The organism is Catenuloplanes sp. NPDC051500, assembly GCF_044454585.1.
In the GTDB taxonomy this organism is placed as follows: Bacteria; Actinomycetota; Actinomycetes; order Mycobacteriales; family Micromonosporaceae; genus Catenuloplanes.
Genome location: NZ_JBITDX010000004.1, coordinates 111,731 through 136,386, shown reverse-complemented (window position 1 = coordinate 136,386; position 24,656 = coordinate 111,731). Strand labels below are relative to the sequence as shown.

The window sequence follows — 24,656 nt, the reverse complement described above, 5'->3', positions numbered from 1 at the left end:
GGTTAGGCCTCGAAGTTGAGCTTGCGGCGGCGGGCCATCAGGAAGAGGCCGCCACCGACCGCGAGCAGCACCGCCGCACCGGCGACGATGGAGCCGATTGCGGTACCGGTCAGCGGGAGCTCGGGCTCGCCCGGCTCGCCGCCGCCGGTGCCGGGCACCGGGGTGGTGGAGGGCGCCGGGGTGGTGGAGGGGGCCGGGGTGCAGTTCGCAGCGCCGGCCCAGGTGACCTCGCCGAGCGAGTCGAGGTCACCCTCGACCTTGACGGTGAGGCCCTCGACGCCGGCGAACGTCACGTTCTCGGTCTTGCCCGGGGCCACGGTGACCGTCTTCGCCTCGCCCTTGTTCGGGGTGAAGGTGGCGGTCAGGCTCTTGCCGTTCTCCGGGTTCTTGATCGTGAAGCCGAGGCCCTCGCAGGTCTGGTCCACGGTGGCCTCGAGGGTGCCGACCTCGGGGGTCTTGCAGTCCTCGGGCTTGGTCCAGGAGCCGCGGTACAGCTCCTTGTTCTTCGACTTGACCACGATGTTCTTGGCGTTGGCGGCCGGCACCTTGATCGAGACCGGCTCCTGGCGGGCCGCGAGCGTCTCGGACTTGGAGAAGCCGCCGTCGGCGGTGATGGTGAACGTCTCGCTGAAGGTGCTGCGGTTGATCAGCTTGAGCGTGACGTTGCCCTCGCAGTCGGGGAGCGCCTCGACGGCCGGCTCGGCCTTGCAGGTGCCGGAGCCGCCGTTGTACCAGGCGTTCTTCGGCTGGCCCTGCGCCGGCTTCGACCGGTTGCCGGGGGCGCTGCCCTCGCCGACCTTGCGGCTGCCGTAGCGGTCGCTGCCGTCGGTCAGCGGGTTGATGATCTGGTCACCGAAGACGAAGTCGACCTGGGTGAAGCACTCCGGGACCTCGACCTTGAACTCAAGCTTGCTCGAGCTGAGCTCCGCAGCCGTGGCCGGCACGAACTTCTTCACCGAGCTGTCGAGCACGTGCTGCGGCGTGGCGAACGTCGCGGACGGCGCGGTGTAGGCGACAAGCGCGAACGACTGCTCCGCGCAGAGCGGGCCGTTGAGCAGTTGGATGCTCGCGGTTCCGTTCGGGCCGTTGAAGGTGTGCCGGTACTCGGCCTTTTCGGGCGCGACACAGGTCTTGTGGTCACCGGTGCCGGCGCTGGCCGGCGAACCGAGGACGGCCAGACCGGTCAGGCCGAGAAGAACACCGGCCGCAAGGGCGGCGGCACGGCGGATGCGGGGGGCAGAACTCATAGGTGCGACGCTCCAAGAGAGGGGAACGAACGGAACGCACCGATTTATCGGTCGGCGCGAACCGGGTGATGCCGATGTACTGACCGGTGAGGGTGACGCCTTCGAGGGGCGTGTCAGCGGCGGTTGTCGCTAATGGACGAAGCGAACCCGCAACGCCGCCTGAGACTAGCCATTCCATCATTCGCACAGAAATTTTTTAGCTACCCCTTAATTTCTTGATATCAATCCGAGATCTTTGATAAGCGCAAAGAGCGCGGTCGATTGCATTCCGTAGCGGCCGTCGAGAGCAGAGCAGACCGAACGTTCTCTTCGCCGGGCCGGTCCGAGTCCGCGGAAGGCGCCGGGCAGCCGAGCCCGCTCGATAGGCGGCGTCGCGCACGGAAAAGCCCGTCCGACATCACGTCGGACGGGCCACGGGGTACGGCTCTACTGCTCGATGTCCGAGAACAGCCCCTTGAACGTCACCTGCGTCCCCACCAGCCCACCGAAGACGGCGCCGGCAGCGGGCGTGGCGACCGCGGCGGAGGCGTCCTCGTAACTGTCGAAGTACAGGTCGAGCGTCCGGTACGCCGGCGTGGGCGTGCCGTCCTCCTTCGGCCACACCTTGGCCGACTCCACCCGCCGGACCTTCGGGAACGTCTCGGCGGCCTGGCGCACCTCCGCGTAGGCCTTCTCGAACTCGTCGGGGTTCTCGGGGTTGTCGATGATCAGCGTGATCTTGGTGGACATGGTGACCTCCTGTATGGGGGGTGGGGGTGTTGCTCTCCGGCTCAGCGGCCGTAGGCCTCAAGCAGCCGCAGCCAGACCTCGCTGACCGTCGGGTAGGCCGGAACCGCGTGCCACAGCCGTTCCAGCGGCACCTCGCCGACCACCGCGATCGTCGCGGCATGGATCAGCTCCGCCACGTCCGGCCCGGCGAGCGTGAACCCGACGATCACCTTCCGGTCCTCGTCGACGACCATCCGCGCCTGGCCCTTGTAGCCGTCGGCGTGAAGTGCCGAGCCGGCGACGGCGCCGAGGTCGTACTCCACGACCCGGATCCGCAGCCCGGCCCGCTCGGCGGCTGCGGCGGTCAGCCCGACCGATGCGATCTCCGGCTCGGTGAAGACGACCTGCGGCACTGCGCGCTCGTCGGCCGTCGAGGCGTGCCGGCCCCATCGGCCGTCGTCGACCGTCTCGCCCTTGGCCCGGGCCACGATCACGTCGCCGACCGCGCGGGCCTGGTACTTGCCCTGGTGGGTCAGCAGCACCCGCCGGTTCACGTCGCCTGCGGCGTAGAGCCAGCCGTCGCCGGCCAGCGCGCCGTCACCGTCCAGGACGCGCAGCGTGTCGTCGACCGTCAGCCAGGCGCCCGGCGTCAGGCCGATGGCGTCCAGGCCGAGATCACTTGTGTTCGGCGTGCGGCCGACCGCCACCAGAACCTCGTCGGCCTCGATCTGCTCGCCGCCGGTCAGGGTGATGCGCACCGTGCCGTGCTCGTCGCGGTGGACCTCGGACGCCTCCGCGCCCAGACGCACGGTCACGCCCGCCTCGCGAAGCGCCTCGGTGACCCGCTCGCCGGCGAACGGCTCCGCCATCGGCAGCACCCCGTCCCTGGCCAGCACTGTCACGGCGCTTCCCAGTGAGGCGAACGCGGTGGCCATCTCCGAGGCGACCACGCCGCCGCCGATCACCGCCAGCCGGCCCGGAACCACGCTCGCCGCGACCGCCTCCCGGCTGGTCCACGGCTTCGCCTCACGCAGACCGGGCAGGTCCGGCACCAACGCGCCGGATCCGGTCGCGACGACCACCGCGTGCCGGGCGGTAAGCGTGGTCACCACGCCGTCGTCGCCGACCACCTCGACCACCCGGGCGGACGCGATCCGGCCCTGACCGCGGTGCAGCGCGATCCCGGCCGACTCCAGCCAGCCGACCTGGCCGTCGTCCTTCCAGTGCGAGGCGAAGGAGTCACGGCGGGCCAGCACCGCGGCGGTGTCCAGGCCGCCGGTCACCGCCTGGCTCGCGCCCGGTACCTGGCGGGCCGCCCGCAGGACGGCCCCGCTGCGCAGCAACGCCTTGGTGGGCATGCAGGCCCAGTAGGAGCACTCGCCGCCGACCAGCTCGCGCTCGACGATTGCGGCGCTCAGACCGCCCCGCACCACCCGGTCGGCGACGTTCTCCCCGACCGGGCCCGCGCCGATGACGACGACGTCGTACGTGTTGCTCTCCATGTCACTTGCCCTTCGCTGCGCGGCCCAGGCGGATGGCCGAGATAAGGAAGAAGATGCCACCGGGGATGGCGTAACCGACCGCATTGGTAAGCATTGGGTTGTCAGCCGAGGCACCGGCGATGAACGAGGCACCGGCGAGCACGGAGATCGCACCACTGATGATCATCGGCCACTGGCCGCCCATCGCGCGGCGGCTGATCGCCACGACCAGCTGGATCAGGCCCGCCACGACCGCCCAGGCGCCCCACACCCGGAGCACCGCGGGGACGCCGGAGGCCGAGGCGACGGCCAGGCCGACCGCGGTGAGCAGGCTGATCGCGATGTTGACGTACAGCAGGACCGGCGACCCGGTGGTGCGCGACGCCCGGGCGTCGACGATCGCGGCGGCCACGTCGAACAGCGGGTACAGCACGAGCAGTACGACGACGACCGGACTCAGGTCCTTGGCGAGCACCGTCGTGATGAGGGCCCAGATGATTGCGAACCCGAAGCGGACGAAGTAGAGCCGCCGGAGGGCGGTAGCGGTCTCGGCGACGCCGGACGAGGCGATGGCGGTCACGATGTTCCTTTCAGCTGTGGTGCGACTCGGAGAAGTCGTCACGGAGAGTCGCACTGCACGGCCCGCCGGAAGAACGAACGTTCTGTCACGTCCAACAATGACCCGCCATCGCACCAGTGTCAAGACCGAACGTTCTATCTTTTCAAGAGAGCGTGCGAGGGGACCCTCGAGACCGGCGCCGGAGGGCTCCAGTGGCGGCCGAAGCCGTCGACAACTGAATCCGCAGACAGAAAAAGGCCCGGGCGTAATCGCCCGGGCCTCTACAAGGGTGGAGCTGAGGGGACTCGAACCCCTGACCCCCACACTGCCAGTGTGGTGCGCTACCAGCTGCGCCACAGCCCCTTGTGTCTTCCGTGCACCCGGTTTCACCCGGGCACGGCAGCAATATTACACACCCTCGGCACCCCCTCATCGGAGGCCCCCCGGCTCAGTTGAGTGCAGGGTCCGACGGGAAGTGGGCCACCGCGGCCATGATGCCGCCCTGGCGCTTCAGCACCATTCCCCACAGATCGTCAGGCCGGGAAACGAACGCGTCCCCGGGCAGGGCGTCGAAGACGAACCACGAACCCGAGGAGACCTCCTCCTCCAACTGCCCCGGCGACCACCCGGAGTAACCGGCGAAAACCCGCAGGCCGGCCAGGTTGTCGCCCAGGGACTCCGGGTCGGCGGACAGGTCGACAGTGCCGACGCCGCCCGAGACCGGGTGGAAGCCGGACGGGCGTTTCACCGAGGGGCGGGTGCGGGCGAGGCAGATGGCGGACTCGGGAGCGACGGGGCCGCCCTCGAACAGCACGGCCGGATCGCCGGCCAGGGTGCCCCATTTGCCGAGCACCTCGGAGACGGCCACCTCGGTGGCCCGGTTCAGCACCACGCCGAGCGCGCCGCCGGGCTCGTGCGCGACGAGCAGCACGACAGTGCGATCGAAGTTCGGATCCTTCAGCGATGGAGTCGCGACCAGGAGACGTCCGGTCATCGACTCCATGGAACGACCTCCGATGCGCTGACCTTCAGGATGCACGCGACCCCCAATCCCCGGCTCCGGGGGCGTCGAAGTCTCCGGACGCAGTCAACGCCATGCCTCGCACGATAGCTTGCGTCCCAGCCCGCCGATAAGGTCTGTACGTGAGTGAGCGCAACGATTACCCGACAGAGCCGGACGCGCCGCACGCGGATGTGGCGGTGATCGGCGGGTCAGGCCTCTACGCCCTGCTCGAGAACGCGAGCGAGCACGTCGTCGACACGCCGTACGGCCCTCCCTCCGACCCGATCACGATCGCCGAGGTCGGTGGCCGAAAGATCGCCTTTCTGCCACGACACGGCAAGGATCACCGCTTCCCGCCCCATAAGATCCCATATCAGGCGAACATGTGGGCGCTGCGGTCGATCGGCGTGCGGCAGATCCTGGCGCCGTGCGCGGTTGGCGGCCTGCGGCCCGAGCTGGGAACGGGCACGTTCGTCGTGCCGGATCAGCTGATCGACCGGACCAGCGGCCGCGTGCAGACCTACTACGACCAGGGCGCGGTCCACCTCGGCTTCGCCGACCCCTACTGCCCGACCGGCCGCGAGATCGTCCTCGCCGAGGCCACCGCCCAGCAACTCGAACCGGTCAGCGGCGGCACCATGGTCGTGGTCGAGGGCCCACGCTTCTCCACCCGTGCGGAGTCGCGCTGGTTCACCGCAATCGGCGGCACGATCGTCAACATGACAGGCCACCCCGAGGCGGTCCTCGCTCGCGAACTCGAACTCTGCTACACCTCGATCGCGCTCGTCACGGACCTGGACGCGGGTGTCGAAGCGGGCGAGGGCGTCACCATGGACGAGGTCTTCCGCGTCTTCCGGGAGAACACCGACCGCCTCCGCGACCTGCTCCTCACGGTCGTCACCCAGCTCCCGAAGGACCGCGCCTGCCCGTGCGCGACAGCGCTGGACGGCATCCCGCTCCCCATTCAACTGCCCTGAAAAGCAACAAAGATCCAGATATACCCACCTGGTCGCACATCACCACCCGCACGCTCCCGCGGGCAACGGTCGGCCGCAGGCGGCCTCCCTGCACGTGCCGTGGGCGCAAGAACAAAAACGAAGACCGACACCGGCACTCCGGCCCTGACGCGAACCGCTCGTCGCTCAGGGCCGGAGTCGCCTGCCGGACCACATCGGCAGGTCAGGGCCGCAGAATGAGCCTGACCGGTTCAGGCGTCGCGCACCGGGCAGGCGGTTCAGGGCTTCAGGATGAGGGCCTGACCCGTCTGGGCGTCAAGGATCGGCCGGGCGCCGGCGGGGGCGCGGAGCGTGACCGACACCGGCTGGAGGACGAGTTGCTCGGTGCACATCTCGGCGGATGAGGTGGCGCTGCCGCCGATGACGATCAGCGTCTCCGTCTCGTACACAAGCGGGGTGATCTGCTCGTCGCAGGCGCCGACGCCGAGCCGGTAGTCGACAGCGGTGCCGGCCACCCGCGCGAGCGACTGGGCGCCCTTGAGCGTGGCCGCGGACGCGGTGTCCGGCGGTGCCAGGGACGGCGCCGGCGGCTCGGCGACCGAGGCCGGCGCGACCGCGACCCGCGCGACCGGGGCGGTCAGGCCGCGCACCGTGAACAGCCACGCCGGCACGGTCGCGTCGCCACGGCTGGTGCGCAGCGGCACGCTCCCCAGCGTCGCGCCGGTCACCGGCAGCCGCGTGCACGACCCCCCGGCGCCGCTTGACGACGTATCGGCGCCGCTTGACGACGTATCGGATCCGCTGCCGCCCGGATCGGCGGCGGTACCGCTCGGAGCCGGCCGCTTGCCCTGGGCCGGCTCGCACGCGGGTGGATCGCCCCTGTCGATCAGCCGGTACGCGTCCGCCGCGCCGATCAGCGGCAGCTCCTCCGCCCCGCCGGCGAACGTCACCTCACCGGACGGCGCCTCCGCCGGCAGCAGGCTGTCGAGCGTGAACCATCCCGCGTCCACAGCGGTCCGCTGCTCGTCGCTGAGCCCGGACGGCACCACCAGAAGATCCTGCAACGGTACGAAACCGCTGGTCCAGGCCGTGGACGAGGCCGTGGCGGGCCAGGCGGCCGCGACGGCGGCGGCGCGCGCGGTGAAGGCGCCGGACAAGGACGGAGAACTGGCGGAGGACGACGGCGACTCGCCCGGTGCGGCACACCCGGCGGCCGTCAGAACAAAAGCGATTCCCAGATACGGCAAACGACGCATAACCGGTATGACGAACCACCCGTCGCCGTGGTTCCGCGCTCCCGGCACGGCCTCTTTGGTGAGCCGCGGTCGAGTACCGGGGGCAGCATCGCGTCCGTGCAGGTCAAGGCGGCCCCGCGACCTGGTCCGGCGATCTCGGATCGGCCCCGCACCCCGGTCTGCGTCAGTCGGAGCCGCCGAGATCGGTCTGGTAGGCCTCAAGCAACAGGTCGGCGCCGCGTTGCCTGTGTGTGGAGAGCTGATTGACGAGCAGCCGCGCCCAGGCCTGGATCTGCTCGGCGGCCGGGCCGCTGCCGTCGTCGACGTGCTCCTGCAGCGCGCGCATCCCGTCAAGCATCGCCGCGTGCTCGCGGACCAGGCCGTCGACGTTGTACGCGAGCCGCGGCGCGCTGTCGACAAGCGCGGCGTAGTGGCCGGACGGGCCCTCGGTGTCACGCATGTGCGCGTCGAAGGCGGTCCGCAGTCCGCGCAGGTGCACAGCGACCCGTTCGCGCCAGGCCGGGTCGTCGTGCACCGGCGCGGCGACCGCACGCGCGAGCGCGCGGGTGTCGTGCAGCAGCGGTTGAGCCGGTCCGAAGGTCACCATCGCCCGCACCCCCTGGGTCGGTCACGCACCATCCATGACCCTGATGGTGCGCGCCGCGGCGACGGGCTGTCCAGGATCAGGCCGTTACCGTCTTCTGCCTGGTCACACGCACCTCATGCGCCCCGAGCGCCACAGTGGCACGACTGTCGGAGCTGTGCAGGACGACGTCGTCGAGGCCGAGGTCGCGCAGGATCGCTGCGGGGACCTCGTACCCCCGTGGCGTTTGTGAACAGGCGGACGAACCGCCGGAGGCGTCCTGGCGGCCGTAGGAGGCGAGCCGGTCGAGCAGACCGCCGGGCGCGGACCGGAGGTAGAGGAGCACACCACCGGCGGCGGACGTCTCGGCGAGCCCGCGGGTGAGCAGCGCGGCGCAGTCGCACCGGGTGGAACGCAGCGTGTCCGCGACCGGGCACTCGACCTGGATGCGGACGTGGGCACCGGCCGCGGGCGGGCGCCCGGCGACGAACGCGAGCGGCTCCTGCCCGGTGACCGGGTCGCGGTAGGCGATCAGCTGGAACTCGCCGTGCGGCGTCGGCAACCGCGTGGTGGCGGCACGATCAAGGGCGAATACCGCGGCGGTACGCGGGCAGGCGGCCGGCGCGCGTCTCATGCGGCGTCCTGCAGGCGCGGCGCGGCGAGCTGACGGAACCGGCTGCCGTGGAAGATCAGCGGGGCGATGTCCGGGTCGGCGCTGAGCGTGTGCACGCGCAGCAGCACGATGTCGTGGTCGCCGGCCGGCACGTGGCGCTCGATCGTGCAGTCGAGCCAGGCGGTGGCGCCGCCGAGGAACACGCCCCCCTCAGCGCCGGCCTCCCAGCTCACACCCGCGAACCGGTCGCCGGTGCGGGCCGCGATCTGCCGGGCGAGCACGTCATGGCCCTCGCCGAGCACGCTCACCCCGACCCGGCCGAGGTCACGCAGCCGTGGCCAGGTGGTGGAGGTGTGCTGGACGCAGACGGAGACGAGCGGCGGGTCCATCGACACGGAGGTGAACGAGCTGGCGGCGAGCCCGACCGGCACGCCGTCGACGAGCGCGCAGACGGCCGTGACGCCGCTTGGGAAGCATCCGTAGGCCTGGCGCAGCGCGCCGGGATCGTCGGCGACGGGACGAAGCTCGACCATGGCTGTCACTCTCCCTGAGATATCGGAAGCCCTGCGGACTTCGGAAGCAGAGGCCGGACCCGGTCCGCGTACGCCACGAGCTGCGGGTCCTCGGTGAACGTCTTGTCGATGAGGTAGAGGCCGCGCGCGGGGGTGATCGCGCCGAGCTCGACCAGGACCGGCTTGAGCAGCAGCTCCGGGGCGAGCGCGTGGCCCGGCCCGGCGCCGAGCATCAGCGGCAGCGCGTAGACGCCGGCCAGCCCGTCGGTGGGGATCTGGTCAAGAAAGAGTTTGAGCAGACCTGTGTAGGTGGCTTTGAACGTGGGGCTGGCGACGATCACCACATCGGACTTGGCGACCGCGGAGACCGCCTCGGTGACGGCCGGGTCCCCCCAGCCGAGCAGCCCGGGCCCGAGGTCGATGACGTCGATGACCAGGTCCGGAGTGGAGCCGGTGAGCGTCTCGGCGAGCAGGATGCCGGCCGCGAGCGTGCGGGATTTCGGCTTGGGGTTCCCCGCCACGACAGCGATGCTCACCACGGTCTCCCTACGGCTCGGTAAATCCTTCTTACCCGATGGGTAATAGGGCCATTCTGCCTGATCGTGGGCCGCAGCGTAAGTGGCCCGGCTCACGTACCCTGGCCGGACGCCGCGAATCGGCCGGGGGAGGCGCCGTGCGACGCGAACCGGTGACCGCACTCCAGATCGTCACCTCCGGGTTACTCACGGCACTGCTCGCCATCGCCGTCAACGTCGCCACCGGTGGAGACCTTCCCGCTCCACTAGACCCGTTCGGATGGTTCGCCTGGCCGGCCGTCGGGCTGCTCGCAGTCGCGCTGACCGCCCTGTCGGTCTGGCAGCACCGGCGCACGGCCGAGACCCCGCATCGGGCCGTACCCGCGCAGTTGCCGGCCGGGCACCGGATCCACGGCCGGGCCGGCGAACTCGGCGCGATCCGCGGCGCGCGTGCCCGTACCCGCGTGATTGTGATCTTCGGTGCTCCCGGGGCCGGCAAGACCGCGCTCGCCGTGCGGGCCGCCCATGACCTGCGACAGCACTATCCGGACGGTCAGCTCTACGCGGAGCTGCGCGGCGAGGGCGCGGTCGTCACGCCGGACAGCGTGCTGCCGGCGTTCCTGCGCGCGCTCGGCGAGCCGGACACCCCGGCGCCGCTCGACGAGCTGGCGAACCGGTTCCGGACCGCTGTCGCCCACCGGCGGCTGCTGATCGTGCTTGACGACGCGCTCGAGGACGACCAGGTCCGGCCGCTGCTGCCCGGCGGCGACGGCTGTCTCGTGCTGATCAGCAGCCGGCGCGCACTCTCGGTGGGGCACGCGGTCCGGCTCGGCGGCATCTCGGCGGACGCAGCCCGTGAGCTCCTCGGCGCCACCGCCGGCCGTGACCGGATCGCGGCGGATCCGGGTGGCACCGACCGGATCATCGAGGCCTGCGCCGGGCTTCCGCTCGCGGTGCGGCTGGCCGCGGCCCGGCTGCGCGACCGGCCGGGATGGACGCCGGGCGACCTCGCGGACCGGCTGGCGAGCGGCCGGCTGCAGGAGTTCCAGCACGGCGACGCGGCGGTACGGGCCACGTTCCGCAGCGCCTACGACGGGCTGTCCGCCACGGACCGGCTCGTGTTCCGGCGCGCGGGCGCGCATCCGGGACCGGCGTTCGGGGTCGGTGCCGCGGCCGCGCTGGCCGGGCTGGACGAGGAGACAGTGGCCGGCGCGCTGGACCGGCTCACCGACGCGATGCTCGTGGACAGCCCGGCGCCGGGCCGGTACCGGCTGCACGACCTGCTGCGCCTCTACGCGCGGGAGCTGTCGGACGACGACGCGGCGCTGGAACGGCTGCTCGCCTGGCTGACCGCGACCGCGGCGCCCGGCGCCTGGCGGGAGCTCGAACTGGAGAACGCCCTGGCAGCACTCTCCCCCGCCGTCGAACACGGACATCTCACCGCGGCCTGGCAACTGGTCGAGGCGGTCCACCCGCTGCTCGACCGCTCCGCCGACCACGTCTACCGGCTCCAGCTCTGGCAGGCCGGCGAGGTCGCGGCCCGCGGACTCGGCGACGGGTCGCGCCGCGCGCACGCGCTGCACTGGATCGCCTTCGGGTGGGCTGCGGACGCGGCGGGGCGGCACGCCGACGCCGAGCGGGAGTTCCGGCGCATGTTGCAGCTGCACCAGGGCATGGGACACCTGACCGGCGTCGCCGGCGCGCACCGCAACCTCGGCGTCGTGGCCCACCGTCGCGGACGGCACCGGCGGGCGCTGGCCGAGTTCGCGACGGCGCTGGAGATCTTCGACCGGCTCGGCGACACCGAACGTGCCGCCCGGTGCCGGCAGGAGCGGGCGGCCGTCCTCGACGATCTCGGCCGCACCGCCGAGGCCGACGCCGACCGGCAGGCCGCCGGCTGACCCCTACCAGGGCACCTCTCCCCCGTCACCGAGGAACCGGCCGCTGTCCACACCCGCCTCGCGCAGCGCCGCACCGGCCACCACCACCGCGCCCTCTGCCGCGCTCCGGGAACCGGTGTGCCGATTGAGGTCGGTCGCGCAATAGCCGGGATCGACCGAGACGACAGTGATCGGGGTGTCCCGCAGGTCGGCGGCGTACGCCACGGTCAGGCCGTTCAGCGCGGCCTTCGACGAGCTGTAGGACATGATCGGGATCTGGCTGTCCGGGGCCGCCTGCAGCGTGAGCGAGCCCATCGCGCTGGAGACGTTCACGATCCGCCCGGCCGGGCCGCGCCGCAGCAGTGGCAGGACCGCGTTGGTCACCGTCACCACACCGAACACGTTCACCTCGTACGCCGCCCGGAAGTCCGCAGCCGTCAAATCGGCCGGCCGCCCCCAGCCGGTCAGCACGCCCGCGTTGTTGACAAGGATGTCCAGCCGCCCGTACTCGTCCTCGATCCGTTTCGCCGCCGCCGCGACCGACCCCGGATCCGTGACGTCCAGGAGCAGCGGCACCACAGGCAGACCACCGAGCCGCGCCGCCGCCTCCGTACCCCGATCCGGGTCTCGCGCGCCCAGCAGCACTGTCACCCCCGCCTGGCCGAGCCGGCGTGCCGTCTCCAGGCCGATCCCCTTGTTAGCACCGGTCACCAGCGCGATCCTCATGTCAGACATGCGCCCAGCCTGCGGCCACGACCGAGGCCGGTGAAGAGACCGGCCGCAACCCCGGACCGGCCGGTCCCTGGATGCGCACGCCCGGGACCGGCACGATGACCGGATGGACCGACGCATCTGCGCCGGGCCGTGGCGCGGTACCCGGGCAGTCCCGAGGTCACCGGCCTGGTCGACCGGTTGCACGGCACCCCCGGGTTCACCCGGCGCTGGACCGACTACCCGGTGGATCCGCCCAGGAGCACCTCGACCAAGCGGATCCCGCACCCCGTCGCCGGCGACCTCGAACTCGACTGCCAGACCCTGGACATCACCGAGACCGGCCAGCGCCTGATCCTCTACACCGCGGCACCGGGCAGCGCGTCGCAACGCGCCCTGACCCTGCTCACCGCCGGCGCGTAGCAGCCCTGATCCGCTGGGCAGTTCTGTGCGGGGTGCTCAGGGCAGGAAGGCTGCGATGTCCGCGGCGATCTCGTCGGGGTGTTCGCCGTTGATCGCGTGGGAGGCGTTCGGGTAGGTCTTGACGGTGGCCTGGGGAAGCAACGACCGGGCCGTGGCCGCGACGGCGGCGGAGTCGTGCATGCGGGACCTGCCGGCCATCAGCAGCAGCATCGGGGGTATGAGGCCGCGCAGTTGGTCGTCGGTGGGGCGGGTCGGGGCGGACAGCTTGACCACGTAGGCCTGCAGGCCGGCCTCGATCATCCGGGCGACCGGGAGGTCCTGGACCGGCGCGTCGTTCGCGGTCCAGCTGGCGAAGTCGTCGCGCCAGGAGCGGGGCGCCCAGGGAACCGCGACCGGGATGGAGCGCCAGATGACTGCCGCGGACAGTCCGCCGAAGACCATGATCGGGTCGAGCAGGATCACGCCGGCGATCTTCTCCGGGTGGTGGACGGCCAGGTTCATCGCTGTCCACCCGCCGAACGACAGGCCGAACAGGTGGATCTGCGGCTCGGGCAGCGCCTGCACCAACTCGTGCAGCCACTGTGCATGGTCGGCGGGCGTCTCGACCGGCCGCTGCTGGATGCTCAGGCCGGGCTCGCCGAGCAGGTCGACGGTGTAGACGCTGCTCAGCCGCAGCAGCGACGGCATGTTGTCGGCCCAGACCGGCGACGCGGATGCGCGGCCGGGCAGGAGCAGCAGCGGCGGGCCGGGGCCACCGCTGAAGTGGTAGACGCGGACGACGCCGTAGCCGGTGCGGAGGTCGAGGGTCCGGTCCGGCACCGGCATGTCCGCCATCGCCTCCCGGTAGGCCGCCTGGAAGCGGTCGGCCGCCCGCCCGGACCTGAAGTAGCCGACCGGGGACGGGTCACGCAGCACGTAGGCCACGGCGGCGACGAACACGACGATCACCGCGCCGATGCTGATCACGACTGTTCTCGCATTCATGCCCGCCAGTCTACTGACCGCATGGTAGAAAATTCTACCGGTCGGTCAGAATCACGCCACGGTACGGTGTGCGCGTGCCACCGACCGACGCCGCCAAGCCGCTCACCCTCACCGAGCAGGCCCGGCGCGCCCAGCTCATCGGCGTCACCATCACGCTTGTCGCCGAGCATGGCTACCCCGGCACCTCGCTCGCCCGGATCGCCGAGGCGGCCGGCATCTCCAAGGCCGCGGTGCTCTACCACTTCCCGAGCAAGGACGCGGTCGTCCGTGCCGCGTACGCCTCGGTGCTTGACGGCGTGGTTGCGCAGGTCGGCGCCGCGGTGGAGGGGCGGGACGGGGCGGCCGCGCTGGAGGCCTACCTCCGGTCGATGGCCGGCTACATGCGGGAGCACCCCGATCACGCCCGCATGATCATCGAGGCGCTGATCGCGGACACCGGCACTCCGCAGGGGCCGGGCCGGCACGAAACGGTCGCCGCGCTGGTCACCGCCGCGGCCGACGCGGGCGACTACCGGCCGGACGTGGACGTGCGCACCACCGCGATCATCATCAACGGCGCGCTCGACGCGATCGTGACCGAGAGCCTGGCCGATCCGGCCTTCGACACCGCGCACGCCGCCGAGCAGCTGATTCTCATGCTCAGCCGATCGTTCGGGAGTCAGCGGAAAACGCACGCCGGTGACAGTGGCCGCGACAGCGACCACGACCACGCCGCCTGATCGCAACGCCCGCACCGCCTAGAGCAGCCGGTGCAGCGCCACCTCGCCGAGCACACCGGCCTCGATCACCGCGGTCATGTAGGTCCGATACGGCTGCCGTCGACGATCCGTCGGGCTGCCGGGATTGAGCAGCCGCAACCCGCCCGGCGCGACCGTGTCCCACGGGATGTGCGAATGCCCGAACACAAGCACGTCAGTTTCCGGATACGCCGCCGCGCACCGCGCCTCCCGGCCCTTCGCATCCCCGGTCTCGTGCACCACAGCGATCCGGACCCCGTCCAGCGCCACCCGCGTCACCTCCGGCAGCCGGGCCCGCAATCCCGCGCCGTCGTTGTTGCCGTAGCACGCGATCAGCCGCCGTGCCCGCCCCTCCAGCGCATCGAGCAGCGGCACGTCCACCCAGTCGCCCGCGTGCAGCACGACGTCCGCCGTCTCGACCGCCGTCCACACCTCGGCCGGCAGATCCTTCGCCCGTTTCGGCACATGCGTGTCCGCAAGCAACACCAGCCGCATCAAGCCCTCCAGCCCTCACAACCACCCAGATCAAGGACATCACACCCTTCTTCCCACTCCGCGGGTGGTGGCGGCCCGCACGCTCCCGCGGGCTCCGGTCGTCGCTTGCGCTCCTCCCTGCACGACCCGTCGTGGGACAACCCAGGCGTGACCGCATCCCGGGAACGCTCTTCCGGGTGCTGGGACGCGGCACGCGCGTCGCGGGCGCGGCCGCGGGTGCACGGAGATCGCGGCCTTGGCGGGACCACGCACGGCCCCGGCTCCGAGCGGCGGGGAAAGCGGAGCGCCAGCGGAGTCTTTGCCCGCCGCGAGGTTTGCCCGCGGGAGCGTGCGGGCCGGACCACCGCGGAAGCGGGAACATGACCTGGACCTTGACATTGATTGTGATTGACGGGTGTTTGCGGCGGCCTCGGGCGGGCACCCATGCGACATGTTGCAGAGACTGCTGGAACGCGTCGAGAAGGCCGGGGAGCTGGACCGGGCGAGTGATCCGTTGCAGCGGCGGGTGCGGGCGACGTTGCCGAGGCGGCTCAAGGATCTGCTGCACGGCGTCGGGCTCGGGCATCCGCTGCATCCGGTGGCGGTGCAGCTGCCGGTCGGCGCCTGGATGAGCACGGCCGTGCTTGACGCGCTGCCGGGCACCGAGAGCGCCGCGACAGTGCTTGTCGGCGTCGGTACCGCGGCCGCGCTGCCCGCCGTCGCCTCGGGCGCGACCGACTGGTCGGAGCTGTCCCGGGAGCAGCGGCGCGTCGGCCTGGTGCACGCGGCGGCGAACACCGTCGCGCTCGGGCTGTACGCGGGTTCGTTCGTGGCGCGGCTCTCCGGCAACCACCGGCTGGGGCGGACGCTCGGCTACACCGGGCTGGCCGCGGCCGGGCTCGGCGCCTACGTCGGCGGGCACCTCAGTTTCCGGCAGGGCGCGGCCGTCAACCAGGCCGAGCCGTATCTGCGGCAGATCGACGAGGGCTGGCACGACCTCTACGCCTGGAACGAGCTGACCGAGGGCCGGCCCGAGGTCGCAAGGATCGGCGAGGTGCCGGTGCTCGTCACCCGGATCGGCGACCGGGTGACCGTAATCATGGAGCACTGCGCGCACCAGACCGGCCCGCTCGGCGACGGCGAGATCACCGAGATCGGCGGCGCCGCGTGCGTGGTCTGCCCGTGGCACGGCAGCACGTTCCGGCTTGTGGACGGCGCGGTCGTGCGCGGCCCGTCCGCAAATGACCAGCCCGTGCTCCGCTCCCGCGTGGTGGAGGGCCGGGTCCAGGCGTCACTGCCCTAACCGTGTTTCAGCGGCCGATCGAGGGGGTCGGCCGGCCGAGCGCGTGCCGGAGGCGGGAGGTCATCGCCGCGCGGAGTGCCTGCTCCTGGCCGAGCGGGTCCTCCACCCGGAAGCCGTGCATGCGCACCCCGCCGGCGTGGATGTCGCCCGGGTGCGGCCGGCCCGCGACCACGAAGCCGAAGAGCGCCCGCAGCGCCTCCTCGCCGAGCGCGGCCGGGTCGGTGGAGCGTTCGAAGTCGTAGGGCCGGCCGATGTGTTCAAGGATCCGGTCGCCGGTACGGCTCAGCGAGCGCACCAGCGCACCGCCCTCCCACACCCCGAAACTGACCCAGCCCGTCGCCGAGTCCATCGCGTGCACGGTGATCCGGCGGCCGGCCGCGACCCTGAGCACGTGGGCCGGCAGCCGGGACGGGCGGTCGAGCGCGAACCGGCGGTCACACAGCACGGCGGCGCCACGAAGCACGGCCGCGAAGGTCATGTCGTCGGGCGGGCTGATCCGGTCCCGCAGCGTGCCCTCGCCGGACGGCGTCACGTCGCGGCCGGGCAGCAGGCCACGCACCAACTCCTCGGCGTCGGCCGCCGACCGGCTCGTGCCGCGCAGCGCCGGCCTCGGGTCGCCGTCGCTGATCGCCAGCAGCGCGGTCTTCACTCGCACGACATTCTCCCTGCTCACGGACGTGTCGAGGGATGATCATCGGGCGGAGACGCGCGTCGGCAAAGCTCGTGTCGGGGATCTGCCACAACCGGCGTACCCCGATGGCCAGGAGAGGTGGAAAATCCGCACGAGCCGGTCTGACCAGCGACAATTCTCCGGCCGTCCACAACGGCCCCATGAATGCACGCCGAATTAACAGTGAGCGAGTGGCGAGTGAGCAGTGATCTAAGTCAGCGTGGCGGGATGCAGTCGAAATCCACCCCCTCGTCCGGCGCCGCCTTCATCCAACGCTTCATCAAGCACCCCGCCCAGGTGGGCACGATCGCCGCCACGTCACCGGCGGTGAGCCGGCGGCTGGCCGAGCCGATCCCGGAGACCGGCGAGCCCCTCGTCGTCGAACTCGGCCCGGGCACCGGCGCGGTCACCGAGTGGATCCGCCGCCGCCTGAACGGCCGCGGACACCACCTCGCGATCGAGATCGACCCGGTCTTCGCGGAGATGCTCCGGACCAACTATCCGGACCTGGACATAGCGGTCGCCGACGCGGGCAACCTGTCGACGCTTCTCGCGGACCGAGGGCTCGGGAAGGTCGACGTGGTGGTCAGCGCGCTGCCCTGGACGCTCCTCTCGGACGAGCAGACCCGCCGGATACTGAGCGCGCTCGCCGCGTCGATGACGCCTGATGGCGTGTTCACCACGATCACGTACACGACCGCGCGCATGCTGCCGCCGTGGCGCCGCGTCCTGGCCGCGCTGAACGACACGTTCGAGAGCGTCGAGCCAAGCGCCGCGATCTGGCGCAACATCCCGCCGGCCTACGTCTACGAGGCCCGCCGTCCCCGCACGCAGAAACCGGCCTGACCCGGCGCTCACCGGTGTCGCATGTCTCTGTGCGGCATCGGTGAGCACTCCACGGCTGGCCATTGAGCGGACTCTGAGGCAGCGTAGGCGGAATGCAGACGGACACCCCCTCGTCCACCGGCGCTTTCGTGCAACGGTTCCTCCGCAATCCGGCCCGGGTCGGCACGCCGGCGGCCACCTCCGCGGCGGTCGGCCGCCAGATGGCCGCCCCGGTCCCCGAGACCGGCGACCCGCTGGTCGTCGAGCTGGGCGCGGGCACCGGCGCGGTCACCGAACAGATACGGCAACGGCTCGGCGGCCGCGGCCACCACCTCGCGATCGAGATCGACCCGGTCTTCGCCGGGCTGCTCCGTACCCGCTGGCCCGATCTCGACGTGGCCGAGGCCGACGCCGCCCACCTTCCCGAACTGCTCGCCGACCGCGGCCTCGGGAAGGCCGACGTCATCGTCAGCGCCCTCCCCTGGACCCTCTTCCCCGACGACCAGACCCGCGCCATCCTCCGCAGCGTCGCCGCGTCGATGGCCCCGCACGGCGCGTTTACCACGATCACGCTCAGCATCGGCAGCCGCATGCCAAGCGCCCGCCGTTTCCGCGCGGCGCTCAACACCACGTTCGAAGAGGTCACCCAGAGCCGTACCTTCTGGCGTAATCCGCCGCCCGCGTTCGTCTACGAGGCGCACCGGCCCCGGAGCAGTTAGTCCCGGAGCAGTTAGTCCCCGTGCGTGCGGCTTCGTGCCGGTCCCGGCAAGACCAGCACGAGGCCGCACGACGTCAGCCATCCGTCGGCACCTGCGCCCCCACCGCTACAGCGCGCCACGGCCGCCTGGGCAGGCGACGTACGCTCGGCCGATGAGCACGCTGTCCGTCGACTCGACGTCGGCCGTCCCGGTCTATCGGCAGATCGTCGGGCAGATCCGGTTCCTGGCCGAGAGCGGCGGGCTGAGGCCGGGCGAGCGCCTGCCACCGGTCCGGCAGCTCGCGGACAACCTCGGCGTCAACCGGAACACAGTGGTGAAGGCGTACGCCACGCTGCGGGAACTCGGGCTGATCGAGACCCGCGGTGCGTCCGGCACGGTGATCGCCACGCCGCCGCCCGTGCCCGCCTCACCCGCGCCGACGCTTCGGGACGCCGTGCTGGCCGCGCTGCACGGCGGGATGACGCCGGAGCAGGTGCGCGACGCGGCGTACGCGATCGCCCGCCAGAGCACGAGCGAGGTGCGGGCCGTGTTCGTGGAGTGCAACGAGGAGCGCGCGCAGGCGTTCTCCAAGGAGCTGTCCGCCCGGCTGCACGTCAACGTACGGCCGAGCCTGCTCACCGAGCTGGACACCGTCACCGCCGACGTCGACCTGGTCATCACCACGTTCTTCCACCTGGCCGCGGTCCGCCGGTGGGCGCGGGCCGGGCAGCGCGGCACCGAGACGGTCGCGATCGTGGTGGCCCCGCACATCCGCACGCTGATGACGGTGGCCGAGCTGCCCGCCTCCGCCCGCGTCGGCGTCCGCTACTCGACCGAGCACCAGAGCGAGCAGGTCCGCGACTGGCTGGCCACCGCCGCGAGTGCGACAGTCGTGATCGTCCCGACCACCGCGCCGGTCCCCGCGGACCTGGCCGTGCTTGTCGTACCGACCGAGGATCCGGACCTGGGCGAGGGCGCCGCACCCGGCACCGAGGTCGTCGAGTTCGGCAACGTCCTCGACGAGGGCTCCGTCCAGATGGTCGCCACAGTCCTCGACGAGATCCGCGCCCGCCGATCGGTTTGACATAGGACACTCTCGGTTAAAGCGCTTGGCATAGGCCAAGTCGCTCCCAGGGAGGCCGCTCTCATGTCCGTGCTCACCAATCGAACGATCAAGCCCGGCTGGACCGAGATCCTTGCCGGCCTGGGCACGCTTGCCGTCGTCGCCTTCGGCCTTCCGTACCTGCTCAACGCCACAGGCGTCAGCGATCGGCTCTCCCCCGTCGTCGGCGGCCTCTTCCTCGCCGCCCTCTCCGGCGTGGCCGGCCTCGCCGGCTTCCTCGTCGCCGACCGGATCCGCATCCGCGACTGGGCCGCCTTCGGCATAGTCCGTACCTCCACGCGCTGGCTCCTGATCGGCATAGCCGGCGGCCTTCTCGCCATGGTGCTGTCCCGCCTGGCCGCAGCCGCCTTCCTCTACCTGGCCGGCCCCGCCGACGACATCCAGGCCCCCTACCGCGAAGCGGCCCAGGGCGGCCTCGTCACGGTCATCCTCTCGATCCTGTTCCTGGCCATCCTCACCCCCATCGGCGAGGAGTTCCTCTTCCGCGGCGTCGTCACCACCGCCCTACTGCGCTACGGCGCGCTCATCGGCGTCATCGCCAGCTCAGTCATCTTCGCCCTCGCCCACGGCCTCAACTCCGCCTTCCTCACCGCCCTGATCGTCGGCCTGGTCGCCGCCGAACTGCGCCGCCGCAGCGGCTCGATCTGGCCGGCCGTCCTCGTCCACGTCGTCAACAACCTCATCGGCCAACTGATCGTCGTTGCCCTTACCTGATCCCTAACGCCACGGAAGACACTCCCGGCCACCTGGGCGGGAGGGTGGCGCGCCTCCGACGTGGCGTTTTATGGGAGACGTGGCCGCCAGTCGATCAAGGGAGCCGGAGGAGAACCGGCCTTCGCTCTACCTGCCTGCTTGCATTCACCTGTGGCGTTCTCGTTGCAGCGCTGCACCGCTGACGCGGCTATGCCTTCTCATGCCTTGCTGCTTTGCTTGCTCACGGCGCTACCGTGACGCTGGAGGTGAGACAATGGCCATCATCGAAGGGGATGAAGAGACCAAACGCACCGTGTCGTTCGCGGCCCTAATCAATCTCTCCGAGAGCGCGATCATCCGTCGATTGATAGCTGCCAGCACTCTGCACGCGGATGAGCCCGCCCGGCCGACCGGCAACGGCACAGCGATCCACGCGGATTACGAGGGGCAACGAGTGCGGGCCCGGTTTATCGACGGCTGGGACTTCTGGCAACTCGATGATGAGTCCGGCCGGCGCCGATCGTTGCCAACGATCCGGCCGGGCATCACCCGCACAGGCCGAGGCTCCCTGCAGGGCAGACTCATCACTTCGGACGACTGGAACTCCCCCGAGGTCGACGACGCCATCGCCCGCGACTTCGGGCTGGCACCATAAGACTTCTCCTCGACACCCACATAGTCCCAGCGGCTTCCGCCTGCTGAATATCACTGCCGAGCACGGCATCACAGCAGGCCGCCTGCCGATGCACCACAGAGATCCCTTCGACCGCGTCCTGATAGCCCAAGCTCAGATCGAAGGGCTGACCCTGGTAACCCGCGACCCCCATATCCAGAAGTACGACATCGAGGTACTCCCTGCTTGAGGGTTGTGGCTGCCTACTCCACGAGCCCTGTTCATGCGGAGCGGCGGTTGCCGGTGCGGTCCACAATGGCCGACATGTGGAAGGTAGTGCGGGTGGTGCTCGGGGTGTCGGCCGTCGCCGTGCCCGCAGTGATGATCGTGGCTCTACTGGTGGTACTGAACACGTCGTGGATGGTCACGGACCCGGACGCCGAGGCGTGGGCGCGGGACCGGGCAGAACTGATCGCGCAGGACGTGAACGCGACGCTTGGGAGAATCAGCGGAGGCCTGCACGGGGAGGCGGGCGTGAACTACCTGATCGACGAGTTGGACCGGAAGGGCGGGACAGTCCTGGGCTCGCACGCCGAGAACAGCACGGAGAAGGACGGCCGGCTGGTGGGGTGGGTGGACGCCCGATTCGACGTCGCGGACCCGGCCGAGGGCGGCGATCCGTACTGCCTGCGGTTCGAGGTCAGTGCGGTGTACAGCGAGTACGTCTCGTACCACGAGGTCGACTGCCCCTGAGGCGGCCGCTCAGCCCGCGAAGACGACCCACAGTCGACCGTGGAGATCCTGACCGCTTACTCCCACCACACCGCGAACCGCAACCACCACACCGCGAACCTCGACCACCAGAACGCGAACCGCGACCCCCACACCGCGAACCGCGACCACCAGAACGCGGGGCCTCCGGGGGCTCGGCCCCCGGAGCAGAATCCGAAACGGCCCCCCTGTTCGCGCTTTCCGCGAACAGGGGGGCCGCAGGCCGTGGAGGTGCCGGGAATCGAACCCGGGTCCTTCGGTGAATCTACAGGGCTTCTCCGAGCGCAGCTTGCTGTGCCTCTACTCGGCCCCTCCGATCACGCAAGCGAGTCGGTGTGACGGGCCCAGTCGCGATTAGTCTCACCGCACAAGCCTCACGACGGGGCTTGCTTGGCCAGCCTTCTAGATGACGTCGGTGACTAGGCCGAAGGCGTGCCTAGACCAACGGAGCTGCTACTCGCCTCAGGCGGCGAGAGCGAGCTCAGAGCGCTTAGAGTTGGCGCTTATAGCTTCCAACGACCGATTTATGAGACGACGTTGGCTTCCTCAGCTCGCTTCTCCTGCTTCAGCATCCGAAGTCGAAACCAGTCACCCCCTCGTAGGCCCCGCCCGGCTGGGCGGCGCGACCTCACAAGGTTAACGCGTTCTCGTCCGAACGTCACATGAGATACCCCCGCATGTCAGAATCCGGCGCACGGGGACCCGTTGATCGTGCAAGAGGTGGGGTTGACCTGGGCGGGGGTGTTCTTGGTGGCTTGGAATCCGGCCTGGACCTCGCCGTCGGCGGCGAGTGGGCCGCCGTCGAGGACGAGCGTGGCGCCGGAGACGGAGGCGGTGGCGTTCCAGAAGCCGGTGACCGCTATCTCCACGTTCGCCGGATAGGTGAGCCGGACCTGCCATGTGGTCGGTGCGCCGGTGTCGTTGCCGATGACCAGGTTGGACACGAAGCCCTCGCCCCAGGTGCTGCCGAGCACGTAGCGGGCGCCGAGGCCGGCGGGCTCCCGGACGGTGGCGGGCTGGGAGGCGACGGCCGCGGACGACAAGGACGGCGTCGGCGTCGGTGACGGCTCCTCGAACGGGTCCGCGGTGATCACGCCTTCGGGCGGGCCGGACAGCGCGATTGTCGGGACGACGATCAGCGACGGCCGGGTCTCGTCATCAGAGGAGCTGGTGAGTGCCCAGACCGCGAGGCCGATGACGACCGCGGCGACGGCCACGGCCGCGATCGCGAGCCGGGACCGGGTGGGTGAGAAGCCGAGGAAACCGCTTGTCGCGACACCCTCGGAGTGATTGCCGGGCAAGGCTGGACTTCCTCCCGCACTCCGCCCGATGACCGGGCGATCACGCCGCGCCCAGACGGGCCCGGCGTAATGGACGAGGAAGGCTACCGCGCGGCGCCCACGTCAGTCCATGCCCTTGCTGCGGCGCCCGACCGCGCGGCTGATCTCCTTCTGCGCGTCCTTCTTCGCCAGGTCCTGCCGCTTGTCGTAGTCCCGCTTGCCGCGGGCGAGACCGATCTCGACCTTGGCCCAGCCGTCCGCGAAGTACACCTGCAGCGGCACCATGGTCAGCCCGTCCTCGCGGACCTTTCCGGCCAGCTTGAGGATCTCGGCGCGGTTGAGCAGCAGTTTCCGGATGCGCCGCGGCTCGTGATTGGTCCACGTGCCCTGCGTGTACTCCGGGATATGCATCGAATGCAAGAAGATCTCACCGTTGCTGACCTGCGCGAACGCGTCGACAAGTGATGCCCGGCCGGCCCGCAGCGACTTGACCTCGGTGCCGGTCAACTGCATGCCGGCCTCGTAGGTGTCCATGATCGTGTAGTCGTGGCGCGCCTTGCGATTCGAGGCCACCACCTTGCGCCCCTTTTCGCGCGGCATCGTGCACAACTCCCTCATCGTCGGATCAGCGTCGCAATGCTACAGCGCCCACCCCGCCGGCCCCCACTGACCAAAACCTCAGAACCGGCTTTCCCGCTTCCGCCGTGGTCACCACCCGCATGCTCCCGCGGCCTCGGATCCGCGGGTGGTCACCGAAACCCCGCGGGTGTCAACACAGACAGGCGGGCAGCCAACCGAGCGGCTGCCGGGGGGTGCCGTTGATGCGGACCTCGAAGTGCAGGTGGTAGCCGGTGCTGGCGCCGGTGGTGCCAACCCGGCCGATCATCTGGCCACGGCGGACGTGCTGGCCGGGGTAGACCAGGATCCGGGACTGATGCCCGTAGCAGGTGCTGACCGAGTCGCCGCCCACCTGGCCGTGGGCGACGCAGGTGAGGTTGCCGTAGCCGGTGGCCCAGCCGGTCCGGATGACCTCGCCGTCGTCTGCGGCCCAGATTGGCTGGCCACCGCCGGCCGCGAGGTCGACGCCGGTGTGCAGGTTCCAGACCTTGTAGTACGGGTCGAAGCGCCAGCCGAAGTCGCTTGATTTCCAGCCCTGGACCGGCATCAGCAGCCGCGCGCCGGGGTGCATCTGGCTGATACCGCCGCCGTGCTGCGACTGTGATCGCCGGCTGGCGCGGCGCCGGGCCTCCTCCCAGCGGCGGACCTGGGCGGCGACGCGGGCCTCGTCGTCGCGGGACTGCCGGTACTTGGCGAGGCTTGCCGCGCGTTCCTGCTGGGCTACGCCGAGCGCGGCGCGGCGCTGGGCGGTGAGCGCCTCGACCTCGGCGACCGCGTCGTCGGCCGCACGCTGGGCCTGCTGGGCGGTGGCGAGCGTGGCCCGGGCCTCGGCGCTGGCGTCGTCGGCGGCGCGGCGGGCGGTGGTGGCGGCGTTCTGGGCGTCCCGGGCGGCGCCGCGCGCGTCGATGACCGAGCCGAGCGCGCCGCGCTGGGTGTCGAGAACCCGGTCGATGTAGCCGAGCCGGTCGGCGAACGTAGTCGGCGTGGCGCCGAGGATGACGTTGAGCGTGCCGATGTCGCCGCCCTTGAACGAGGCGGCGGCCAGGTCACCGAGCCGGCCCCGGGCCTCGTCGACGCGGCGCTCCGCCGTCTCGTACCCCCTGGTGGCCTTGGTCTGGGTGGCTTTGGCGGTTTCGGCCTTGCGGGTGGCGGTGTCCGCGGCGGCCTGCGCGGCGGCGACCCGGCCGCGGGCCTGCTCGGCGCGGGACTGCGCGGGTGGGAGGCCGGTGGCGGCGGCAGCGAGACTGCGGGCGGCGGCCTGGGCGCGGTCGGTGGCGCCTTCCAGGATGGAGGCGGCCTTGGCCACCTCCCGTTCGATCCGCCGCTGGTCGTCGCGCGGGTCGGCGGCGGCCGGGGCGGGACCGGGCGTGATGAACGCCAGCACCAGCAGGGCTCCGAGCGCACTGCGGTAGGACTTCACGGACATTTCCCCCGATTCTCC

The 24,656-nt window shown here is 71.0% G+C and carries 28 protein-coding genes, 1 tRNA gene, 1 other RNA gene and 1 pseudogene; 12 read left to right on the top strand and 19 right to left on the bottom strand.

The window, feature by feature from the left end:
- Positions 1-2: 2 nt before the first annotated feature.
- From ACIA8K_RS09925 to ACIA8K_RS09900, 6 genes are all read right to left on the bottom strand, one after another.
- Positions 3-1,247, bottom strand: coding sequence for an LPXTG cell wall anchor domain-containing protein (locus ACIA8K_RS09925; protein WP_396056956.1), 1,245 nt, complete (start codon positions 1,245-1,247; stop codon positions 3-5).
- A gap of 426 nt (positions 1,248-1,673) precedes the next feature.
- A complete protein-coding gene (locus ACIA8K_RS09920) occupies positions 1,674-1,976 on the bottom strand; it encodes a hypothetical protein (protein WP_396056954.1) in 303 nt (100 codons plus the stop codon).
- A 41-nt stretch (positions 1,977-2,017) separates the two neighbouring features.
- Positions 2,018-3,457 carry a dihydrolipoyl dehydrogenase family protein gene (locus tag ACIA8K_RS09915; RefSeq protein WP_396056952.1) on the bottom strand — a complete coding sequence of 480 codons (1,440 nt, stop codon included), beginning with the start codon at positions 3,455-3,457 and terminating at the stop codon, positions 2,018-2,020.
- A gap of 1 nt (position 3,458) precedes the next feature.
- Positions 3,459-4,016: a hypothetical protein gene (locus tag ACIA8K_RS09910; protein WP_396056950.1), complete on the bottom strand. Its 558-nt coding sequence runs from the start codon at positions 4,014-4,016 to the stop codon at positions 3,459-3,461.
- A 269-nt stretch (positions 4,017-4,285) separates the two neighbouring features.
- Positions 4,286-4,358 (bottom strand) — tRNA-Ala (locus ACIA8K_RS09905).
- An 85-nt stretch (positions 4,359-4,443) separates the two neighbouring features.
- Positions 4,444-4,998 (bottom strand): YqgE/AlgH family protein, encoded by a 555-nt coding sequence (locus ACIA8K_RS09900; RefSeq protein WP_396056948.1) that lies wholly within the window; start codon positions 4,996-4,998, stop codon positions 4,444-4,446.
- Positions 4,999-5,138: 140 nt separating this feature from the next.
- Between ACIA8K_RS09900 and ACIA8K_RS09895 the strand changes: the two genes are divergently transcribed.
- Positions 5,139-5,975, top strand: a complete 837-nt coding sequence (locus ACIA8K_RS09895; protein ID WP_396056946.1) for an S-methyl-5'-thioadenosine phosphorylase — start codon at positions 5,139-5,141, stop codon at positions 5,973-5,975.
- Between the two features lie 257 nt (positions 5,976-6,232).
- Here the strand turns inward: ACIA8K_RS09895 and ACIA8K_RS09890 are convergent, their stop codons facing one another.
- From ACIA8K_RS09890 to ACIA8K_RS09870, 5 genes are all read right to left on the bottom strand, one after another.
- The gene (locus tag ACIA8K_RS09890; protein ID WP_396056944.1) at positions 6,233-7,111 is read right to left on the bottom strand and encodes a hypothetical protein; all 879 of its coding nucleotides are present in this window, start codon (positions 7,109-7,111) and stop codon (positions 6,233-6,235) included.
- Positions 7,112-7,373: 262 nt separating this feature from the next.
- Positions 7,374-7,796 (bottom strand): hypothetical protein, encoded by a 423-nt coding sequence (locus ACIA8K_RS09885; RefSeq protein WP_396056941.1) that lies wholly within the window; start codon positions 7,794-7,796, stop codon positions 7,374-7,376.
- A gap of 76 nt (positions 7,797-7,872) precedes the next feature.
- The gene (locus ACIA8K_RS09880) at positions 7,873-8,406 is read right to left on the bottom strand and encodes a hypothetical protein (protein ID WP_396056939.1); all 534 of its coding nucleotides are present in this window, start codon (positions 8,404-8,406) and stop codon (positions 7,873-7,875) included.
- Positions 8,403-8,918, bottom strand: a complete 516-nt coding sequence (locus ACIA8K_RS09875; protein WP_396056937.1) for a flavin reductase family protein — start codon at positions 8,916-8,918, stop codon at positions 8,403-8,405. The genes ACIA8K_RS09880 and ACIA8K_RS09875 overlap by 4 nt, the downstream gene beginning before the upstream one ends.
- 5 nt (positions 8,919-8,923) lie before the next feature.
- Complete coding sequence (locus tag ACIA8K_RS09870) at positions 8,924-9,433, bottom strand: NADPH-dependent FMN reductase (protein WP_396056935.1); 510 nt, start codon at positions 9,431-9,433, stop codon at positions 8,924-8,926.
- Between the two features lie 137 nt (positions 9,434-9,570).
- Between ACIA8K_RS09870 and ACIA8K_RS09865 the strand changes: the two genes are divergently transcribed.
- Positions 9,571-11,313 carry an ATP-binding protein gene (locus tag ACIA8K_RS09865; RefSeq protein ID WP_396056933.1) on the top strand — a complete coding sequence of 581 codons (1,743 nt, stop codon included), beginning with the start codon at positions 9,571-9,573 and terminating at the stop codon, positions 11,311-11,313.
- Between the two features lie 3 nt (positions 11,314-11,316).
- Here the strand turns inward: ACIA8K_RS09865 and ACIA8K_RS09860 are convergent, their stop codons facing one another.
- Positions 11,317-12,027: an SDR family oxidoreductase gene (locus ACIA8K_RS09860; protein ID WP_396056931.1), complete on the bottom strand. Its 711-nt coding sequence runs from the start codon at positions 12,025-12,027 to the stop codon at positions 11,317-11,319.
- A gap of 117 nt (positions 12,028-12,144) precedes the next feature.
- On the opposite strand from ACIA8K_RS09860, the gene ACIA8K_RS09855 reads away from it, so the two are divergent.
- Positions 12,145-12,426: a hypothetical protein gene (locus ACIA8K_RS09855; protein WP_396057627.1), complete on the top strand. Its 282-nt coding sequence runs from the start codon at positions 12,145-12,147 to the stop codon at positions 12,424-12,426.
- A 36-nt stretch (positions 12,427-12,462) separates the two neighbouring features.
- On the opposite strand, the gene ACIA8K_RS09850 is transcribed toward ACIA8K_RS09855, so the two are convergent.
- The gene (locus tag ACIA8K_RS09850) at positions 12,463-13,410 is read right to left on the bottom strand and encodes an alpha/beta fold hydrolase (RefSeq protein ID WP_396056929.1); all 948 of its coding nucleotides are present in this window, start codon (positions 13,408-13,410) and stop codon (positions 12,463-12,465) included.
- A 74-nt stretch (positions 13,411-13,484) separates the two neighbouring features.
- On the opposite strand from ACIA8K_RS09850, the gene ACIA8K_RS09845 reads away from it, so the two are divergent.
- Entirely contained in the window at positions 13,485-14,129 is a 645-nt protein-coding gene (locus ACIA8K_RS09845; RefSeq protein ID WP_396056927.1) for a TetR/AcrR family transcriptional regulator, read from the top strand.
- Positions 14,130-14,147: 18 nt separating this feature from the next.
- Here the strand turns inward: ACIA8K_RS09845 and ACIA8K_RS09840 are convergent, their stop codons facing one another.
- Positions 14,148-14,642 carry a metallophosphoesterase family protein gene (locus ACIA8K_RS09840; protein WP_396056925.1) on the bottom strand — a complete coding sequence of 165 codons (495 nt, stop codon included), beginning with the start codon at positions 14,640-14,642 and terminating at the stop codon, positions 14,148-14,150.
- A gap of 430 nt (positions 14,643-15,072) precedes the next feature.
- Here ACIA8K_RS09840 and ACIA8K_RS09835 point away from each other — a divergent pair, with 430 nt between their 5' ends.
- Positions 15,073-15,924 (top strand): Rieske 2Fe-2S domain-containing protein, encoded by an 852-nt coding sequence (locus tag ACIA8K_RS09835; RefSeq protein ID WP_396056923.1) that lies wholly within the window; start codon positions 15,073-15,075, stop codon positions 15,922-15,924.
- A gap of 7 nt (positions 15,925-15,931) precedes the next feature.
- Here the strand turns inward: ACIA8K_RS09835 and ACIA8K_RS09830 are convergent, their stop codons facing one another.
- Positions 15,932-16,579: a DUF6928 family protein gene (locus ACIA8K_RS09830; protein ID WP_396056921.1), complete on the bottom strand. Its 648-nt coding sequence runs from the start codon at positions 16,577-16,579 to the stop codon at positions 15,932-15,934.
- A gap of 243 nt (positions 16,580-16,822) precedes the next feature.
- Between ACIA8K_RS09830 and ACIA8K_RS09825 the strand changes: the two genes are divergently transcribed.
- The 7 genes and pseudogenes from ACIA8K_RS09825 to ACIA8K_RS09795 all read left to right on the top strand — a co-directional run bounded on the left by ACIA8K_RS09825 (position 16,823) and on the right by ACIA8K_RS09795 (position 21,299).
- Complete coding sequence (locus tag ACIA8K_RS09825) at positions 16,823-17,440, top strand: class I SAM-dependent methyltransferase (RefSeq protein WP_396056919.1); 618 nt, start codon at positions 16,823-16,825, stop codon at positions 17,438-17,440.
- Positions 17,441-17,532: 92 nt separating this feature from the next.
- Positions 17,533-18,138, top strand: coding sequence for a class I SAM-dependent methyltransferase (locus ACIA8K_RS09820; protein ID WP_396056917.1), 606 nt, complete (start codon positions 17,533-17,535; stop codon positions 18,136-18,138).
- 151 nt (positions 18,139-18,289) lie between these two features.
- Complete coding sequence (locus ACIA8K_RS09815) at positions 18,290-19,201, top strand: GntR family transcriptional regulator (protein ID WP_396056915.1); 912 nt, start codon at positions 18,290-18,292, stop codon at positions 19,199-19,201.
- A 63-nt stretch (positions 19,202-19,264) separates the two neighbouring features.
- On the top strand, positions 19,265-19,954 hold the full coding sequence (locus ACIA8K_RS09810; protein ID WP_396056913.1) for a lysostaphin resistance A-like protein: 690 nt from the start codon (positions 19,265-19,267) through the stop codon (positions 19,952-19,954).
- A 253-nt stretch (positions 19,955-20,207) separates the two neighbouring features.
- Positions 20,208-20,588 (top strand): hypothetical protein, encoded by a 381-nt coding sequence (locus tag ACIA8K_RS09805; RefSeq protein ID WP_396057666.1) that lies wholly within the window; start codon positions 20,208-20,210, stop codon positions 20,586-20,588.
- 31 nt (positions 20,589-20,619) lie between these two features.
- Positions 20,620-20,796, top strand: a pseudogene (locus ACIA8K_RS09800) (type II toxin-antitoxin system VapC family toxin); the annotation flags it as partial.
- Positions 20,797-20,870: 74 nt separating this feature from the next.
- Entirely contained in the window at positions 20,871-21,299 is a 429-nt protein-coding gene (locus tag ACIA8K_RS09795) for a hypothetical protein (protein ID WP_396056911.1), read from the top strand.
- A gap of 241 nt (positions 21,300-21,540) precedes the next feature.
- Here ACIA8K_RS09795 and ssrA read toward each other — a convergent pair.
- From ssrA to ACIA8K_RS09775, 4 genes are all read right to left on the bottom strand, one after another.
- Positions 21,541-21,913: a transfer-messenger RNA gene (gene ssrA, locus ACIA8K_RS09790) on the bottom strand.
- Between the two features lie 84 nt (positions 21,914-21,997).
- Positions 21,998-22,618, bottom strand: a complete 621-nt coding sequence (locus ACIA8K_RS09785; protein ID WP_396056909.1) for a cellulose binding domain-containing protein — start codon at positions 22,616-22,618, stop codon at positions 21,998-22,000.
- A 102-nt stretch (positions 22,619-22,720) separates the two neighbouring features.
- Entirely contained in the window at positions 22,721-23,197 is a 477-nt protein-coding gene (gene smpB, locus ACIA8K_RS09780) for an SsrA-binding protein SmpB (RefSeq protein WP_396056908.1), read from the bottom strand.
- Between the two features lie 169 nt (positions 23,198-23,366).
- Positions 23,367-24,641, bottom strand: coding sequence for a M23 family metallopeptidase (locus ACIA8K_RS09775; protein WP_396056906.1), 1,275 nt, complete (start codon positions 24,639-24,641; stop codon positions 23,367-23,369).
- Between the last annotated feature and the right edge of the window lie 15 nt (positions 24,642-24,656).

What these genes read in the sequence shown, in the direction of transcription:
- ACIA8K_RS09825 (WP_396056919.1), top strand. Translation starts at nt 16,823, where the DNA reads ATGCAGTCGAAATCCACCCCCTCGTCCGGCGCCGCCTTCATCCAACGC.
- ACIA8K_RS09810 (WP_396056913.1), top strand. Translation starts at nt 19,265, where the DNA reads ATGTCCGTGCTCACCAATCGAACGATCAAGCCCGGCTGGACCGAGATC.
- ACIA8K_RS09900 (WP_396056948.1), bottom strand. Translation starts at nt 4,998, where the DNA reads ATGGAGTCGATGACCGGACGTCTCCTGGTCGCGACTCCATCGCTGAAG.
- ACIA8K_RS09805 (WP_396057666.1), top strand. Translation starts at nt 20,208, where the DNA reads ATGGCCATCATCGAAGGGGATGAAGAGACCAAACGCACCGTGTCGTTC.
- ACIA8K_RS09840 (WP_396056925.1), bottom strand. Translation starts at nt 14,642, where the DNA reads ATGCGGCTGGTGTTGCTTGCGGACACGCATGTGCCGAAACGGGCGAAG.
- smpB (WP_396056908.1), bottom strand. Translation starts at nt 23,197, where the DNA reads ATGCCGCGCGAAAAGGGGCGCAAGGTGGTGGCCTCGAATCGCAAGGCG.
- ACIA8K_RS09850 (WP_396056929.1), bottom strand. Translation starts at nt 13,410, where the DNA reads ATGAATGCGAGAACAGTCGTGATCAGCATCGGCGCGGTGATCGTCGTG.
- ACIA8K_RS09860 (WP_396056931.1), bottom strand. Translation starts at nt 12,027, where the DNA reads ATGTCTGACATGAGGATCGCGCTGGTGACCGGTGCTAACAAGGGGATC.
- ACIA8K_RS09875 (WP_396056937.1), bottom strand. Translation starts at nt 8,918, where the DNA reads ATGGTCGAGCTTCGTCCCGTCGCCGACGATCCCGGCGCGCTGCGCCAG.
- ACIA8K_RS09920 (WP_396056954.1), bottom strand. Translation starts at nt 1,976, where the DNA reads ATGTCCACCAAGATCACGCTGATCATCGACAACCCCGAGAACCCCGAC.
- ACIA8K_RS09925 (WP_396056956.1), bottom strand. Translation starts at nt 1,247, where the DNA reads ATGAGTTCTGCCCCCCGCATCCGCCGTGCCGCCGCCCTTGCGGCCGGT.
- ACIA8K_RS09775 (WP_396056906.1), bottom strand. Translation starts at nt 24,641, where the DNA reads ATGTCCGTGAAGTCCTACCGCAGTGCGCTCGGAGCCCTGCTGGTGCTG.
- ACIA8K_RS09820 (WP_396056917.1), top strand. Translation starts at nt 17,533, where the DNA reads ATGCAGACGGACACCCCCTCGTCCACCGGCGCTTTCGTGCAACGGTTC.
- ACIA8K_RS09815 (WP_396056915.1), top strand. Translation starts at nt 18,290, where the DNA reads ATGAGCACGCTGTCCGTCGACTCGACGTCGGCCGTCCCGGTCTATCGG.
- ACIA8K_RS09835 (WP_396056923.1), top strand. Translation starts at nt 15,073, where the DNA reads ATGTTGCAGAGACTGCTGGAACGCGTCGAGAAGGCCGGGGAGCTGGAC.
- ACIA8K_RS09795 (WP_396056911.1), top strand. Translation starts at nt 20,871, where the DNA reads ATGTGGAAGGTAGTGCGGGTGGTGCTCGGGGTGTCGGCCGTCGCCGTG.
- ACIA8K_RS09915 (WP_396056952.1), bottom strand. Translation starts at nt 3,457, where the DNA reads ATGGAGAGCAACACGTACGACGTCGTCGTCATCGGCGCGGGCCCGGTC.
- ACIA8K_RS09885 (WP_396056941.1), bottom strand. Translation starts at nt 7,796, where the DNA reads ATGGTGACCTTCGGACCGGCTCAACCGCTGCTGCACGACACCCGCGCG.
- ACIA8K_RS09880 (WP_396056939.1), bottom strand. Translation starts at nt 8,406, where the DNA reads ATGAGACGCGCGCCGGCCGCCTGCCCGCGTACCGCCGCGGTATTCGCC.